The 15,145-nt window shown below is 38.5% G+C and carries 15 protein-coding genes and 1 riboswitch; of the genes, 12 read left to right on the forward strand and 3 right to left on the reverse strand.

What is annotated here, in order from left to right; translation table 11 throughout:
- Window positions 1-128: 128 nt before the first annotated feature.
- Both AC0VYV_RS06535 and AC0VYV_RS06540 read left to right on the forward strand, forming a co-directional pair.
- Entirely contained in the window at window positions 129-1,430 is a 1,302-nt protein-coding gene (locus tag AC0VYV_RS06535; protein WP_475374639.1) for a GTPase family protein, read from the forward strand.
- Between the two features lie 362 nt (window positions 1,431-1,792).
- Entirely contained in the window at window positions 1,793-2,116 is a 324-nt protein-coding gene (locus AC0VYV_RS06540; RefSeq protein WP_475374640.1) for a nucleoside triphosphate pyrophosphohydrolase, read from the forward strand.
- A gap of 36 nt (window positions 2,117-2,152) precedes the next feature.
- On the opposite strand, the gene AC0VYV_RS06545 is transcribed toward AC0VYV_RS06540, so the two are convergent.
- The gene (locus AC0VYV_RS06545) at window positions 2,153-3,064 is read right to left on the reverse strand and encodes a DUF5655 domain-containing protein (RefSeq protein ID WP_475374641.1); all 912 of its coding nucleotides are present in this window, start codon (window positions 3,062-3,064) and stop codon (window positions 2,153-2,155) included.
- 150 nt (window positions 3,065-3,214) lie between these two features.
- On the opposite strand from AC0VYV_RS06545, the gene AC0VYV_RS06550 reads away from it, so the two are divergent.
- From AC0VYV_RS06550 to AC0VYV_RS06560, 3 genes are all read left to right on the forward strand, one after another.
- Window positions 3,215-4,093 carry a phosphorothioated DNA-binding restriction endonuclease gene (locus AC0VYV_RS06550; protein WP_475374642.1) on the forward strand — a complete coding sequence of 293 codons (879 nt, stop codon included), beginning with the start codon at window positions 3,215-3,217 and terminating at the stop codon, window positions 4,091-4,093.
- Window positions 4,094-4,226: 133 nt separating this feature from the next.
- Entirely contained in the window at window positions 4,227-5,807 is a 1,581-nt protein-coding gene (locus tag AC0VYV_RS06555; protein WP_475374643.1) for a hypothetical protein, read from the forward strand.
- Window positions 5,808-5,822: 15 nt separating this feature from the next.
- Complete coding sequence (locus tag AC0VYV_RS06560) at window positions 5,823-6,236, forward strand: hypothetical protein (protein ID WP_475374644.1); 414 nt, start codon at window positions 5,823-5,825, stop codon at window positions 6,234-6,236.
- Window positions 6,237-6,380: 144 nt separating this feature from the next.
- Here the strand turns inward: AC0VYV_RS06560 and AC0VYV_RS06565 are convergent, their stop codons facing one another.
- Complete coding sequence (locus AC0VYV_RS06565; RefSeq protein ID WP_475374645.1) at window positions 6,381-7,319, reverse strand: hypothetical protein; 939 nt, start codon at window positions 7,317-7,319, stop codon at window positions 6,381-6,383.
- Between the two features lie 165 nt (window positions 7,320-7,484).
- On the opposite strand from AC0VYV_RS06565, the gene istA reads away from it, so the two are divergent.
- Entirely contained in the window at window positions 7,485-9,023 is a 1,539-nt protein-coding gene (gene istA, locus AC0VYV_RS06570) for an IS21 family transposase (protein WP_475365777.1), read from the forward strand.
- A complete protein-coding gene (gene istB / locus AC0VYV_RS06575) occupies window positions 9,020-9,775 on the forward strand; it encodes an IS21-like element helper ATPase IstB (protein ID WP_475365776.1) in 756 nt (251 codons plus the stop codon). The genes istA and istB overlap by 4 nt, the downstream gene beginning before the upstream one ends.
- 5 nt (window positions 9,776-9,780) lie before the next feature.
- On the opposite strand, the gene AC0VYV_RS06580 is transcribed toward istB, so the two are convergent.
- Window positions 9,781-10,818, reverse strand: a complete 1,038-nt coding sequence (locus AC0VYV_RS06580; RefSeq protein ID WP_475374646.1) for a PDDEXK-like family protein — start codon at window positions 10,816-10,818, stop codon at window positions 9,781-9,783.
- 254 nt (window positions 10,819-11,072) lie between these two features.
- Window positions 11,073-11,175: riboswitch (SAM riboswitch) on the forward strand.
- Window positions 11,176-11,274: 99 nt separating this feature from the next.
- On the opposite strand from AC0VYV_RS06580, the gene AC0VYV_RS06585 reads away from it, so the two are divergent.
- The 5 genes from AC0VYV_RS06585 (at window position 11,275) to AC0VYV_RS06605 (ending at window position 14,939) form a co-directional block, all read left to right on the forward strand.
- The gene (locus tag AC0VYV_RS06585; RefSeq protein WP_475374647.1) at window positions 11,275-11,598 is read left to right on the forward strand and encodes a hypothetical protein; all 324 of its coding nucleotides are present in this window, start codon (window positions 11,275-11,277) and stop codon (window positions 11,596-11,598) included.
- 281 nt (window positions 11,599-11,879) lie between these two features.
- Entirely contained in the window at window positions 11,880-12,818 is a 939-nt protein-coding gene (locus AC0VYV_RS06590; protein ID WP_475374648.1) for a DNA/RNA non-specific endonuclease, read from the forward strand.
- 195 nt (window positions 12,819-13,013) lie between these two features.
- Window positions 13,014-13,670, forward strand: a complete 657-nt coding sequence (locus AC0VYV_RS06595) for a hypothetical protein (protein ID WP_430244973.1) — start codon at window positions 13,014-13,016, stop codon at window positions 13,668-13,670.
- 24 nt (window positions 13,671-13,694) lie between these two features.
- A complete protein-coding gene (locus AC0VYV_RS06600) occupies window positions 13,695-14,291 on the forward strand; it encodes a flavin reductase family protein (protein WP_430244971.1) in 597 nt (198 codons plus the stop codon).
- Window positions 14,292-14,417: 126 nt separating this feature from the next.
- Window positions 14,418-14,939: a DUF6141 family protein gene (locus AC0VYV_RS06605; protein ID WP_475374649.1), complete on the forward strand. Its 522-nt coding sequence runs from the start codon at window positions 14,418-14,420 to the stop codon at window positions 14,937-14,939.
- Window positions 14,940-15,145: the final 206 nt, after the last annotated feature.

The raw sequence follows: 15,145 nt of genomic DNA on the forward strand, positions 1-15,145 counted from the left end.
GTTTGAAGTTAAAGATTTTTCTGAAATATAAATGTAACAATGATTTAAGTAGTCTTATTTATACCTTATTTGTATATTTTTGTATGTTAAAATAGAAGAGAAATAATATTATGAAGAGGTGGTTTTCTGTGAAGAAAAAAGTATTGGAAAATAGATTAAGTAGAATTACTAATATATACGATGATTTAGATAATATAATTGAATCCCTGCCTTTAGACCTTCCAAAAGGGGCGAAGGATAAAGTTAAAAATATTATCTTCAATAATAAAGAAATTAATGAAGTTATCTCTGGACTAAAAGAAAGAAGACCTCCTAGACTTATCATGATTGGGCGAACGGGAGTTGGGAAGAGTAGCTTAATTAATGCGATTTTTGGGAAGTATATTGCCAAAACTAGTCCAGTTGAAATTGGTACAAAACAATTAACCCAATACCGTTACGAATCTAATGGAGAGATTCTCTTTGAGGTTATTGATACAAGAGGAATTGCTGAATCAACAAATAAAAGTGAAACAACTGCAGAAGACGATCTTAAGAATGCGATTCTGAATTTTGAACCAGATGCAGTTCTGTTCCTATCAAATGCAAAAGAAAGAGCACGTATGGATGAAGATGTAAAATATATCAAAGAGATTTATGGCGATATTGGTATAGATATCCCTCTAGTAAATGTATTAACTCATGTAGATGAGTTGCATCCTTCAAGAATTAAGGAATCAGAAAAATATTCCTCGGAGAAAATGCAAAATATTGCTGATAAGAAAAATCAAATGGAGATGTTATTGAACGAACTTGGCGTTAATTTCACTGCAATAATCCCAGTCTCTACGTACTTAGAATGGGATAGAGAAAATCCTGAATTGTTAAGCGCTGAGGAGCAAAAGAATTTAAAAATTGATTTCGACGGTAGATATAACTTAGATGAATTGTTGGATTTTTTAGAAAATAATATGGATTTTCGAGCAGCAATTCATTTAATGATGAGTACGAGAATTGATAGAGCAGTATTAAAAATTTCTCGGGCATTAACGAATGGATTTGCGACTGCTAGTGGGTCTGTAGCTTTATTGCCTATCCCATTTAGTGATATCGCATTATTGATACCGATACAAATGGTTCTTGTCATTCTTATAGGTTATTTAAGCGGCGCTGATATTAATAACGAAACACTTAAAGAATTTTTTGTCAGCATGGGAGGTGTAGGTATTTTAGGATATAGTTTGCGTACGTTAGCTCAACAAGGTACTAAGTTAATAAATTTGAGTGCACCTGTCTTGGGAAGTGCTATAAGTGGGTCACTAGCATATTCTGGCACATATATGATTGGAAGGGTAGCACAAGCGTATTATATTGAAAAGAAAGATAAAAAAGAAATTGAAGATATTAAAAAGAAAGCTAAAAAGGAAGCGAAGCAAAAAGTTAATAGTTAATATCTTATTTGAATGAACTAGAGTTTGGAAGATCCCCACAAGTATATTCTGAGAGTGCCAACCCAGAACTTATATTTTTTGTGAATTGATTAGGCTCATGGGTGAATACGAAGAATAAATGAAGGATCTTTCTAATGCAGCAGAAGTTATTTTAGAAAATCAACAGGTAAAAGAGCTGCTTGAGCGAATGGAGAATATTTCTCCGTAAGTCAGATGTTTTGAGTGGTATACAGCGTCGTTGTGGATTCTACCAGATGAAGAAAAGCAAGGTAGCTGTTTCATCTTTTGTTAGCAATTCCTTCTCCAATTAAGCTAGACTTATATTATCATTTAACTAACCCAATGCGAAGGAGAGAAGGGAAATGCCTACTTACAACAAACTAGTAAGAGACCGCATCCCAGAAATCATTCGTGCGAACGGAAACATGTTCAATACTAGAATTCTTGATGAAGCAGAGTACAAAGAAGAGCTGCAGTTGAAGCTAAAAGAAGAACTCCAGGAGTATCTTGAGGCAATGGAAGATAGTCATGCGGTTGAAGAGCTAGCTGATATGCTAGAGCTGATCTATTCGTTAGTTGAGGTGCATCATTCTTCTTTTGATGAACTGGAAGAAGTACGTAGGGAGAAAAGAGAAGTCCGCGGTGGATTTGATGAGCGGGTTTACTTGATTGATGTAGAAGATTAAACAAAGCGAGCACTCTTCAGCGGAGTGCTCGTTTTGTTAGCTAACATCATAGCTCATATGAATGTATCGTTTCGCTTTCTCAAAATCTTCATCGTTATAAATAGTTAGTTCCAGATCCCCGGTACCGTAGTGACCGATGTTGCGCACATCTCTACTAAACTGGTCTTCTAATGTAATTGTATCGGGATCAATTTTCAGAAAGAGCACGATCTTGCCGTTCTGAGGATGTACTTCCAGACATACGAAGTTTTTGATTCGCTTAAATGCTATGTAATATTTCAATGTCTTCATCTGAACGTCATCGCCTAAAGCCATCATATAAGACTTTATCGCTTCGAACCGATCTTGTAGCTCAGTGGTCGATTGTCCGAGATAATTACTGACGGTTTTGTATGCGATTTGCTTGGTACTGTTTGTTGAGGGTGATAGCTCAGTCGTTTGAGCAGTTGTCGCGTTAACAAGGTCTAACAAGATAAAGCCATCATGATAGTGCTTGTATTGATAAAGCTCTATGTTTCGATTAATTTGCTGAACGGCATGTTCATCGTATTTTGTGAAGCCGCCCGCAATACAGAGTAGACGTGGACTACTCCAGTCGATTGCATCAGCTAAGGTACTGCCATACTTCCGCATGACCATTAATTCAAACTCCGCTTTATGATCAAGCAGCCAGTCTAAATAAAACAACCCCTGGTTAATGACGTTCTCATTAATTGATCGTTTGTATTCAATAATAACGGGCGCATTGTTTTCATCGATACCCAGTGTGTCAATTCTTCCAGCATGCTTTTTGCCTGTTGTATACTCTGATGCAAGAAAGCGTACACCTAAGAACGTTTCTAAATGTTGCTCCATAATTTCTTGTAATGATTTTTCCACTGAAACCGACTGCCCTTCTAGTTCAGTAACGGATTCAGTGCCCAACTTAAATAATTTAATGTCTCCCAACGCTTTCACCTCCACCGTTATTATAGCATTCCATTTCATCCAGAACTTGCCATGAACATTTGTTTATCTCAACTTTTTAATGAAAGATGATATAATTTTAGTAATGGTAGATTCATCCATAATCCTCATACATAACTAGGAGTTTTTTCAATGAACGAGCATACTCTAAAAGAAACGATTAATACGCTAAGCATCTGGAAAAAAGGCAATAAGCGTGCACCTCATAAACCACTTCTTCTGCTCTATACACTTGCCAGGTTGCAAAGTGATAATTCACAGTTCATTCCATATAAAGAAGTGAAAGAAAAATTAACGAGTCTCTTAATTGAGTTTGGGCCAAAGCGGAAGTCCTATCATCCAGAAGAGCCGTTTGTAAGGTTAAAGCATGATGGGATTTGGGAGTTACGAACAACTTTGGAGCTGGACACTCGAAATCCAAATAATCGATTATTGTTAGATCATCATGTAAGTGGTGGATTTACTGATGAAGTCTATCATTTGTTAAAAGATAACCATCAGCTTTTATGTGAGATAGCAGATATACTACTTCGTAACCACTTTCCAGAAACGTTGCATGAGGATATTCTGGCTCATGTTGGACTGGATCTGGAATATAAAGGCAAGCGTTCAAGAGACCCTTACTTCCGAGAAAGAATCCTTAAAGCCTATGAATATAGCTGTGCGGTTTGTGGATTTAATGTTCGACTTGGAGACAAGCTTGTTGGCGTGGAAGCAGCGCATATTAAATGGCATCAGGCTGGTGGGCCTGATGTAGAGAACAATGGGATTGCTCTTTGTTCCATGCATCATAAACTTTTTGATCGAGGCGTTTTTACGTTGTCAGAGGAGAATACGTTTCTCGTAGCTGAGCAGGCACATGGAACAAGCGGTTTTCAAGAGTGGCTGCTGCAATTTCATGGAAGGGATATTCGTCGTCCAATTCATCCGGATTACTTGCCGAAGGATCGTTTTTTGAATTGGCATGTTAGGGAAGTTTTTAAGGGGCCGGAAAGGTACTATACATTATAATGTGTAATCTCCATATATTTAATAGACTTTTTTAAGTTCATTCTATAACTAGTAAGAAAATACTAGAAACATATTGAATACTTTTCTCTTTTACCCCATAATTTAACTAACGATGGGGGAGGGAAGCGGGGATATGACAACGAAAGAAGGGATTTTAAAGATCCTGGACAACGAGCTTACGACTTATATCAGCCACATAGAAAATAATGAACTTGAATTGAATAAAAAAATTGATCATTTAAAGAAACGAATTAAGTTTTTGGAAGCAGATAATGTTCAAATGCGAACTCAACTAGATAACGTGGAGAAAACTGATGGATTCAATTATTATTTCGATCGTTTAAGTGAAGGGATAACTTACCAACTTCTGGATAGGTTATGCTTATCTTCTTCTATTCAAGATGCCAAATTGTTGTTACATATCGCCAATAAGCTATGGGTTGATAATGATTATGAAATGTTAAGTTACTTATTGGAATTGCTGGGACATAATCAAACTGCATTAAGTCACAACGATCAGGAATTAACAGGAAAATTTTTTCACCTTAGTGAAAATATTCTTTTGGGAGACCAAACTTCCAGTGACCCAGAAACAGATAAATTACTCGTCTTCCTTTTAGAACTAATTTCTCAACTTTTTGGTACTCCTATGCAACAAAAGATTCTTCCATTCTTATTAACCAATGAATCAACGATTTTTGATAATGTTCTAATTACAAATAATCCAGCTATCATTATCAAATATCTACGAGTATTAAATGCATTTGAACGTCGTGACGAGTTGAAAGCCGCTTTAATTCATTTATTGGATGTAGAATGGTCATTTATCGAAAGTTCCTTAACGAATGAGGATATGATTTTCTTGCTGTGGTATTGCTATTTATTTAATTTTGATGAAGATTTGATAGAAATAGGGTCGATGAATATACAACAATTTGATGCCAGTATTGGTGACGTTGCATTGTACTTTTATATTAGTGAAGAAAAGCGTTTTGTGAAAGATATCGTCGATCGGAAGTTTCTTCAATTTAATAAAGGGACAATACTAAACAGTAATGAGAAAAAACAGGTTTTACAAAAGGTAAGAAGTTCGATTGAGTCAAGCATTGTCATTCAGAAAAAAGCTCATGTCTCCTACGATCCTGTTTTTCTTTTGCAGGATAACTGGAGAGAGTATTTCTTTGGGAAGAAAGAGTTAAGAAAAGAATTTATTTCCTTGCCTCTTTATCAAGATAAAAACAGTAACCTGGTAAATGATTTTGCTGAAATGGATGTACTTATCGATAAGTGGAATAAGGAAATCTACATAACGGAAGATCAGCTAAAGCATATCGTTAATGCCTACGGGTTGTATCCTAAAATAAAAAAGGATCATTTGATCAATTTTGTTTGGCCTTCTACAGAAGTAAAAGAAAGCAAACAAGAGACAGACAAAGAAGAAAAGACTTTAAATGAAAAAAGTGCCTTGATGCTAATGGGGTATAAAGTGAGCGGAAACCTCACGCGTGTGAAGCGATGGGAGATTCTCCAAAAAGCTGTTCCAAAGTTAGGATTAAAGCGCGTTGCATATACCATTTCCTATAACGTGAAACTACGTAAAGGGCAGAAGAATGGTGAAGAGAAATTCGTCAATGCTATCACCGAATGGGAGCATGACCTAAATAAGTTGAAAGCCACTTATTATAAGAAGGACTTTAAATGGCCAATTATATAAAAGGGAGATAGATTTATGTTACATACTAGAATGAAATTAGTAAACGAACCCGCATTAGAAGAGTTATTAATGGATATTGTTAGAACGGCATATGATCAAATTAAAAACTTATCCATGTTGTTGTCCGTTGAGCATGAGATGGATGTTCTTATAGCAACGGAAGGACATAAAACGTTTGATGATGTGATTAAAGAAAACTTCATTCTTGATGAATATGGTGATATTGAAGATCAAAAAGGTTATCAACAACTAATCGATGATTTGCAAGTGGCGTTTGTCGACATGCATAAAAGATCCGGACTATTTGATTATTTTCCTGCGGGAGAGTATGAGGTGAATGGAGAAAAACGGTATCAACCTGATGCAATGCTTGCGCCAGTGGGAAGATTCTATGCACCGTTTGAGGATGCGGTGATGGTCGTGCATTAACTTTAAATGTAGGAGTACCATTAAATTCATATATCTCTTTATTTTTAAGTAGAAGTAAATCACCTACCTTCATTTTATATTTATGAAAGTAGGTGATTTTTGTTTGTGATTAAAATAAGTCAATTAATATTGAGAGGTTAATTTTCATAGTTCAGAGATGATCTGTAGCATGCCCTGATTCTTCTCTTGTTCAAACAAATATTTCATTACTTCAAAAATTTCCTCTTCATCATTCCAGTCTTTAATCACTTTAGCAAGCGAATATAACCTTGTATATTTCGCCGAAGGAAGCTTAGAACGACTGGCAACATTAATACCCTTTGCTTCGAGCTGTTCTAAGAATGCAATTCTCTTTTCAGATTCTAACGGACCCAGCTCAAGCGTGAGTTTTAAACGGTCATCATTCAAACGTTCAAACCAGAACATCAGCATATGATTTAACCACCAATTTTCAAGTGGTTTTCCGTACGTAGCTTCTAACTTTTCGAAAGAGTGAAGTACAAATGTACAATGTTTACTCGTATAGCGATATTTAAGAATTTGGTCGTTGTAGTGCTCAACGAATTGATCAAACGCTTTGCTGGGGATGAAGGATGATTCAATGCCAGGGTCTCTTTCTATTTCAATAGTTTCTTGAATATCTGAATGCAATGATTCAACCGCTAAAGCAATTGATTTTAATATTTTCCTCGTTTCATCACTATGATAAAGCTCATCAATTCCTTGCAACACTTGTTCTTTATTAGCCCAATCTGCAATTTCCACCGTTTGTGAATGAATCCTCGTAAACTTCTTTCCTTCTATTTTTGCAGTAGGTCTAATTCGAATCCCTTGCTGTTCTAAGGCATTTAAGAAAGGTAGTCTCTTCTCATATGGAGTTGGACCAACCTCAATTGTTAGCTTTAAGCGCTCATCCCATGTTCGCTCATACCAGATAACCAATCCATGCCCAAGCCAGTAAGGGATCGTTGGCTCACCGATTGTTTCGGTAAACTCTACCCAATCTGGAAGAATGAAATAAGGTAAACGAGAATCAGCTTGATACACTTCTTCTGGAAATTCTTCTTTAATTGAATATTGCATGGTGAATGAGCCACTTATGCGCAAAATTAAACCACCGATTGCGGAAGATAGAGCCACCATTTGCGGAGTAGAGAGCCACAAAAACATATTTTCACAATATACCTCCGGTATACTTAAGGGACATGCCTATAAAGCATGACACTTGTGTAGAAGGAGGATTTTTTTATGGTTAATTATCGGAAGATTCTGGGGATGGAGTTCGATGGCATAAGCCAGAGGACGATCAGTTCCAGTACCGGCCACTCGCGAAATACAATCGCTGAAGTTGTCCAGCGGGCTAAGGAAAGAGGGTTAAGGGGGTTAGAGGATTCCATGAATAATCAGTGGCTTGGGACTTACTTGTTCCCGGAGAAACAAGCAATTGAAAAGGGATACTGCCCCGTTGATTTTGAGTGGGTTCACAAAGAACTACAAAAGAAAAATGTCACCCTGACGCTTCTGCACAACGAATATGCAAGTGCAGCTAGAGAAGATGGAAAAGTCCCATATGCCTATCGGACATTCGCTGAAAAATATGGGAACTTCGCAAAGAAGCATAAGCTGACCATGCCAATTAGAAGAAAGCCAGGCGAGATTTTAGAGGTGGACTGGGCAGGAACGACGCTTAAAATCATGGATAATTCGACCGGAGAGGTTATACCAGCGTATGTGTTCATTGCCACTCTTCCCTACAGTCAGTTGAGTTATGTAGAGGCATTTCTTGATATGAAATCAACTTCCTGGCTGCGTGCACATATTCATGCATTCGAATATTTTGGAGGCGTTACCGAGGCATTGGTACCTGATAATTTGAAGACGGGCGTGACTAAGCCCCACCGGGGCGACCCAATGATCAATGAAGCTTACCGGGAATTAGCCGATTACTACCGGGCGGTTGTGGTGCCCAGTCGCGTCAGAAAGCCGAAAGACAAAGCGAGTGTAGAAGGAACTGTCGGATACATATCAAGGCAGATCATTGCATCATTACGAAACTATCAGTGTTTTCATCTCGAGGATTTGAATGCACGAATCTTTGAAAAGCTGGAAGAAATCAATACGATGAATTTCCAAAAGCGCGAGGGTTCTAGGTTCAAAGTGTTTGAAGAAGAGGAGAAGAGCCACCTTCATCCTCTACCTCCAACACGGTTCAAGATGACGGAATGGGCAACTGCCAAAGTTCAACCGAACTACCACGTTCAAGTGGACTATAAGTTCTATTCCGTCCCCTATGAATACGTCCGCGAGGATGTCGATGTCCGAATCACTGCGGATGTAATTGAATTGTACTTTAAAGATGTGCGGATTGCATCCCATCCACGTAAACAAAAATCAGAAGATTCGTATGCCACAAATCCGGATCACATGCCAGACCACCATCGGCTTTATCTCGATCACAATCCAGAAAACAACCGTAAATGGGCGAGGACTGTCGGACCGAATACGCAACGTCTGGTTGAACATATCTTGAAAACAAATGTTGAAAAGAAAGCTTTGAATATATTGAACGGATTGAGAAGTACAGCCTCTAAAAGAACGGAATCAGAGCTTGAGGAAGCGACCAAGACCTTACTGGAGATATCCTCCCATCCCACCGTTGCCGTTCTTAAAAGCATCTTGGAGAGGCAGAAGAAAAAGCAAGCGAACAAACAGCTAGTTGGGGAACCGCAGACAGAGGACTATGGTTTTACCAGAGGCGCTACCTATTTTGGGAGGGATAAAAAATGATCAACCAAGAAACCTTACGAAAGTTAATGGACATGAAGATGAGTGGAATGGCGGACTTATATCAACTACAGAATGAAAATAAAGACTTCCAAGGCATGGATTTTGATGATCGTTTTAACCTATTGGTGGATACGGAATATGATCGCAGAAGGTCGAATAAGTTAGACCGATTGATTAAACAAGCCACATTTGATGACTCGAGCGCAGCCGTTGAACTGATCGAGTATCACGCTGACCGTAAGTTGGATAAGCAGTTAATTTTAGAGCTGGCGTCCGGCACCTATCTTCAGAAGCATCATAATATTATCCTTATGGGCGCTTCAGGCAATGGAAAGACATGGATATCAAATGCTTTCGGCATTCAGGCCTGCCGGCAGTTCTACAAGGTGAAATATATCCGATTGCCCGAATTATTGGATGAACTCGCAGTTGCCAAACATGAGGCAGATGGAAGTTTTCGCAAACTGATTAAAAAGTACAGATCGATTGATTTATTGATATTGGATGAATGGCTCCTGAGTGAGCTGTCTCAAGATCAAGTACTCCACGTTTTAGAAATTATCGACGCGAGGCTCAAGCGGACTTCTACCATCTTTTGTTCCCAGTTCTCACCCGAAGGGTGGCATTCCAAACTCGGACAAGCCCAGGTAGCTGATGCGATTCTTGACCGGATTGTCCATGACTCTTATAAAATACTAATCGATGGCCACATATCAATGCGTGAAAGGCATAGTTTAGTCGCTCCTCGTTGACCATATTAAAGAAGAGAGTCACTAGTGAAATTTACCCGGTGGCTCTCTTCTATGCATTCACTGGCTCCATTCTCCGCAATTGATGGCTCAAAACTTCGCACAAGTGGCTTTTTCGTTCCGCAATACTCATTAATCGCAAAGGATAAGAAAGCCTGACGGAGAACATTGCTGCCTATACGATAGACATAATCGATTGCTTGCTTTTGTTTTTGATAAATACGGTGTAGTGACGATTTCGTACTGTCATCAAATGAATCAACTTGTTTGAATAAATCATTATATCGGTGATGTTTTCTAAGCTCTTCATGATGAGGAGCGTATAGCAGATCGATGGCTTCTTGATTCGATTGATAAACATTGAGTGCTAACGTAATATCTTTTTCATCTTCAACAAGTTCTTCTTTAATGATTGATATGTAATATGTTAAAAAATCATAGACTCTGTCAGCGATAGACTCCTGGTTTAGAGAAAGATAAATTTGCAGAATATCTAATAAATCACTGTAATCGAGAATCCAATATTCGTCATGAGATGGTGCTACGTTATTTAATGTTAGGAAAATAGGGATAATCGTATAGCCTTCATATTCTTCTTTATTTCGAATGAAGTGAAGGTAATCCTCCAGCTGTCCGACAGATTCTCCAGCATGAAACTTATTTTCGATAATCAAAACTGTTTTCTGATCATCTGACTTTGCGACTAGATCAATATAACGACCAGTCGTTGTACGTACCTCGCGAAACACTTCCAGGTCAGCATAAGAAGCGAAATGATAGTTTAAATAATCAAGAGATTGATTTTGGAAACGTTCTTCGTTCTCAGAACGGGTGAAAATACGGGAGAGAACTTTTTTTACAAGAAAATCTCCTAGGTTATGATTTTCGGATGGATCTAATAACCAAGCTAGAACATTCGAGTGTCGGATTTCAAATTGTTCAATACGAAGTACCTTAAGCGGATTAAAGCTGTTGAATTTACTGTTTAGTTGTGCAAATGCTTTAGAGTGATCAAGGTGAGCAATTGATTCTAAGGAATAAGTCATCATTTTCTCCTATCTATAAGGATTATATTGTCATTCCTATTATAGTGGAAAAAAGAGGATGGACCTACAAATTTTTCTGTTATAATCTATTGGATGGTTAAGTATAAGTAGAGCTAAGGTATTCAAAAAGATTGAAGAATTAAGTGGTAGATTCAATGAGTACTACATCAATCATCAAATAAAATAAGAAACTTTTGAGGAATTTATTTTTGGACACTTATTGGAATATTAAGTAAACTATTACCAACTAAACAAGGTTATCACGAGTGAACGAGAGTACGGGCTCACTGACTTCACAGCAACCTGCCAGGCGGTAAGGTGCTCCAACCTGCAAAGCATTGCTTTGAATGATAACGCACGGATAGCGGAGGCTCTTTGTTGCATTCATTTGCGATGAAGGGCCTTTTTTGTTCATTTGTTGAATACCTTGTTTATAAGAATAAGGGGGATGAGCTTGTGAACGTAAATCGATTTGCACGAAGCGTCATGGCGAAAAGTTATGATGGTGAAAGTTTTTTATTACACGTGGCAGAAGTCATGGAACGTCAACTGAAGGAGTGGGATGAAGCGTATGAAGTGATCGTGATGAAGATGATCGACTACGAGGTCACTGTTAAAAAGGAAAACCGCTCTTATGAACTGTTGCTTACGGAGGATGCATTGCTTTCGCTACAACAGAAATCCCCTTATGCGCTGGATCGATATTTGTGGCTGGAATTAGAGAAGCAGGGGCTTCAAATTGTGAGAGGAAATGGGGATTATATTGAGAGTGTGATGTGAGCCAATGTCGATAGAAGAGGATTTTGCCAATTCATTTTGATGATTCGAAATCGTGGATGTTTGGGGATTAGACTTGGATGCTTTTAAGAATAAGCGGTAAAATTATTTTTGAAATGAATCGTGTATTTTTTCTGAATGCTTTTGAAGTTATTTAATGTGGTAAAATTAAACTATCAATGTAATGGATAATAAAAGTATTAGAAGAAATTATGATTCCATTTTTACTCTTTCTTTTGATTTTTTAACATTACGAAATTTCCCTATTATAGGAGCGTTCTAATATGAAAACGAAAATGAACTATTTCATCTTACTTTTAACGATCATTTTTATAGTTGGTTGTACCAATTTAGAAGAGGCACCCAATAAAGATGCAGAAACAAATACACAAGAAGTAAGTACAGTTGAAACAAATGAAAATAGTGAAAAAGAAGAAACGAACACTACGGTTGTGGATGAACCAGTAGAAGACGAAACACCAGACCCAACAGATGATGAACAGTTCTCAGGATACGAACTTATTGAAGTTGATGGTGGAGATTTGTCTGGACATCGAGAACCTAACGTCGTCGTTGATATTGGGTACGGTGACCGTGAATATTGGGCATTTACGAATGAATACGGACAACTCGTACGTGTCGTTGCTGACGAAATCATTCTACAAGATGATGGTAACGAACCTGTATTATCGTCTGGACGGTACTATTCTGATGAGGCAAAGGTTCCGGGCGTCGAAAGTGACGTGTTAGACGAAGGACATATTATTGCTGATTCTCTCGGAGGGGTATCGAATGCTTATAACATTACCCCACAAGAGAGTACACTTAACCGACATGGTGATCAAGCTTATATGGAAGACGCGATCCGTAGCGCAGGTGAAGCTACTGATTTCGAAGCCATTATCACCTATTCGGATACGGAAAAGCAGATACCTTCAAGTTATCAGTACACGTATACGATGAACGGAAATGAAACCGTTGATACATTTGATAATGTGAACCCTGATGAAGTCAACGCATCACTCGGCTTAACTGAGAGCGAGCCTGACGATTCAACTCCTTCAGACACAGAGGGTGATATTTCTAGTATTGATACAAACGGGAATGGACAAGTGACGATTAAAGAAGCAGAGGCAGCAGGTTATAGTATGCCGATCATGAGTGATCATTGGTTATATCCTTATATGCGTGATAATGATAATGACGGTATGGTTGGTGAATAAGAGTCTAGAAAAATATAGAAGGTGATACGTAAAGGGTATATCGGTTCGCCGGGACGGTTTTTATGATGCGATATTTCGAAAAAAGGTAGTGGAGCATTAATTATTAGTATAATTGATGCTCCTTTAATTTTGGAGATGGAATCGATAGAACCGTCCCGACGATTCTAAGACTTAACAGAATCGGAGGTTTTTATTGTGAAATCGATAGTTAAGCTCGTTTTCTTATGTATGATTCTCTTTATAGGAGGTTGTCAAATAGGAAATGACAAACCAATCACGAATCCCGAAAAAGTGTCTACTGAAGATTTACCTGATACTAGAGCGATGCAGGATGAATTTACGAGAAGTTTTTTGAAATCAACGGAAGAGGTAGAGGATGGTTATTACTCATTTGTTTCTGGTATTAATCGTTATGAAATGAATTTCCCGAAATCGGGAGTAATCGGTGAAAAAGGTTATTCGAAAGACGAGGGATTTGAACAGCTTTCGATTGGCATTGAAAGTTCATCTTATAATATTGGGATTACTTCTGAGTATATTAGCCATTTAAAAAAAGATAATCTAGAGACGAATATATCTCTTTTAGGTAGCATTGCTGAAGATGTAGATTTTCAACAAATAGACAACGATACGGCTGATCTTCATTATGGGAAATTTAATAGAAAAGATAACTATGGGTATCTAGCGTACGTACAAAACTCGAGAGATACGGGTGGTATTCTTATTTCTTATTACATTCAATGTCTAGAAACCAATAATAGCTGCAAGGATAATAGTAAAGAAGATGAGTTCCTCCAATGGTTGAAGAGTATTAAATTCAAGGAAAAAGAGCTTAGTGAAAATAGTGCATAAGTCATCACATGAGGAGTGAAACCAATGGACGTAACCCCTTCCGACTTAAAAACCAAAGATATCTACAAACTACTGACCGGCTCCGTTGTTCCAAGACCGATCGCCTGGGTATCAACCGTGTCTGAAGACGGCGTTCATAACTTAGCACCATTTAGTTTCTTTACCGTTGCTTCCATCCGGCCTACCATTCTCGCGATCTCCATCGGACCAGGGACGGGGGAGCGTGAGGGTACGGATAAGGATACGCTCGCAAATATCCGATCGCAACAAGAATTTGTCATCAATGTGGTGTCGAGTTCGCTTGGAAACGAAATGCAAAAAAGTGCAGAGAACGTACCTGCGGAAGTCGATGAATTTGAGCATGCTGGGTTAACACCGATCGATAGTAAGACGGTGCAACCGAAGCGGGTGAAAGAAGCGGCGATTCATATGGAATGCAAGCTCCATCAAATTATTCCGCTTGGATCGAATGCCCTTGTTCTTGGGGAAATGAAGCACTATCATATTCAGGATGAGGTGTATCTAGGAAACTATAAAATCGATCTCGAAAAGCTTTCTCCTCTTGGCAGGCTTGCGGGGAACTATAGTGAGAGTAAGGGGTTTTTTACGTTGCCGAGATGAGGTTAACAAAGTTACTTTCATCAACCTGCTTTCTAACTTGAGTCCCTGTAGCATACTTTAAAGCGTGATGGAAGAGTATCTGTTCGCTCAGGGTGTCATTTTTAGTATAGGGATAGGGAGGGGCTGATGATATTGAACCAGGAAATCCACTACAAAGAAGTCCAGCGTCCAAACCAGGTCTGGATCTGGGCGATTGTAATAGGCATCGCGATATTAATGTGGATTGGCTTTTTCCGTCAGGTCGTGATGGGCATTCCATTTGGGAGTAAGCCAGGTACTGATATGGAAGTGATCATGTTATGGATTATTTTCGGAATTGCTTTTCCAATCGTTATGCTCGGATGGCTGCGACTCATTACTGAGGTGAGGGATGATGGGGTTTATGTGCGATTTGTCCCATTTCATCTGACACCCCGTGTTTTCTTATATAAGGATATAACGCATTATGAGAGTTTGAACTACCGGCCACTACGAAGGTTTGGTGGATGGGAGATCCGATGGAATTTTAGTGGTGAGAAGGCTTATTCCATTAGCGGGAAGCAGGGCGTTTTGATGGAAGTGAACGGTGAGAAGGTTTTGATTGGATCACGGGAACCGGAGCGTTTGGTGGAAGTGATGGATCGGGTGAGTAGAAACGAAAGTAAGTAGATACGCTTGTAAACAGCATAAGAGGTTCATAGGAATAGTCCTTTTCTCTTGGTAGAAAAGGACTATTTTTGTGGAATGCGTCGAAAGACATAGAAAAGGAGGGAAAGAGAGGGTATTCTAAGTTTAGAAATTAATGGAAGATATTAGAGCGTGCATTTCCTGCTCGACAATACAGCGGCTATACCTAACCAGACGTACCCATAGAC

This window comes from Anaerobacillus sp. QJM3NY_17, from assembly GCF_056173665.1.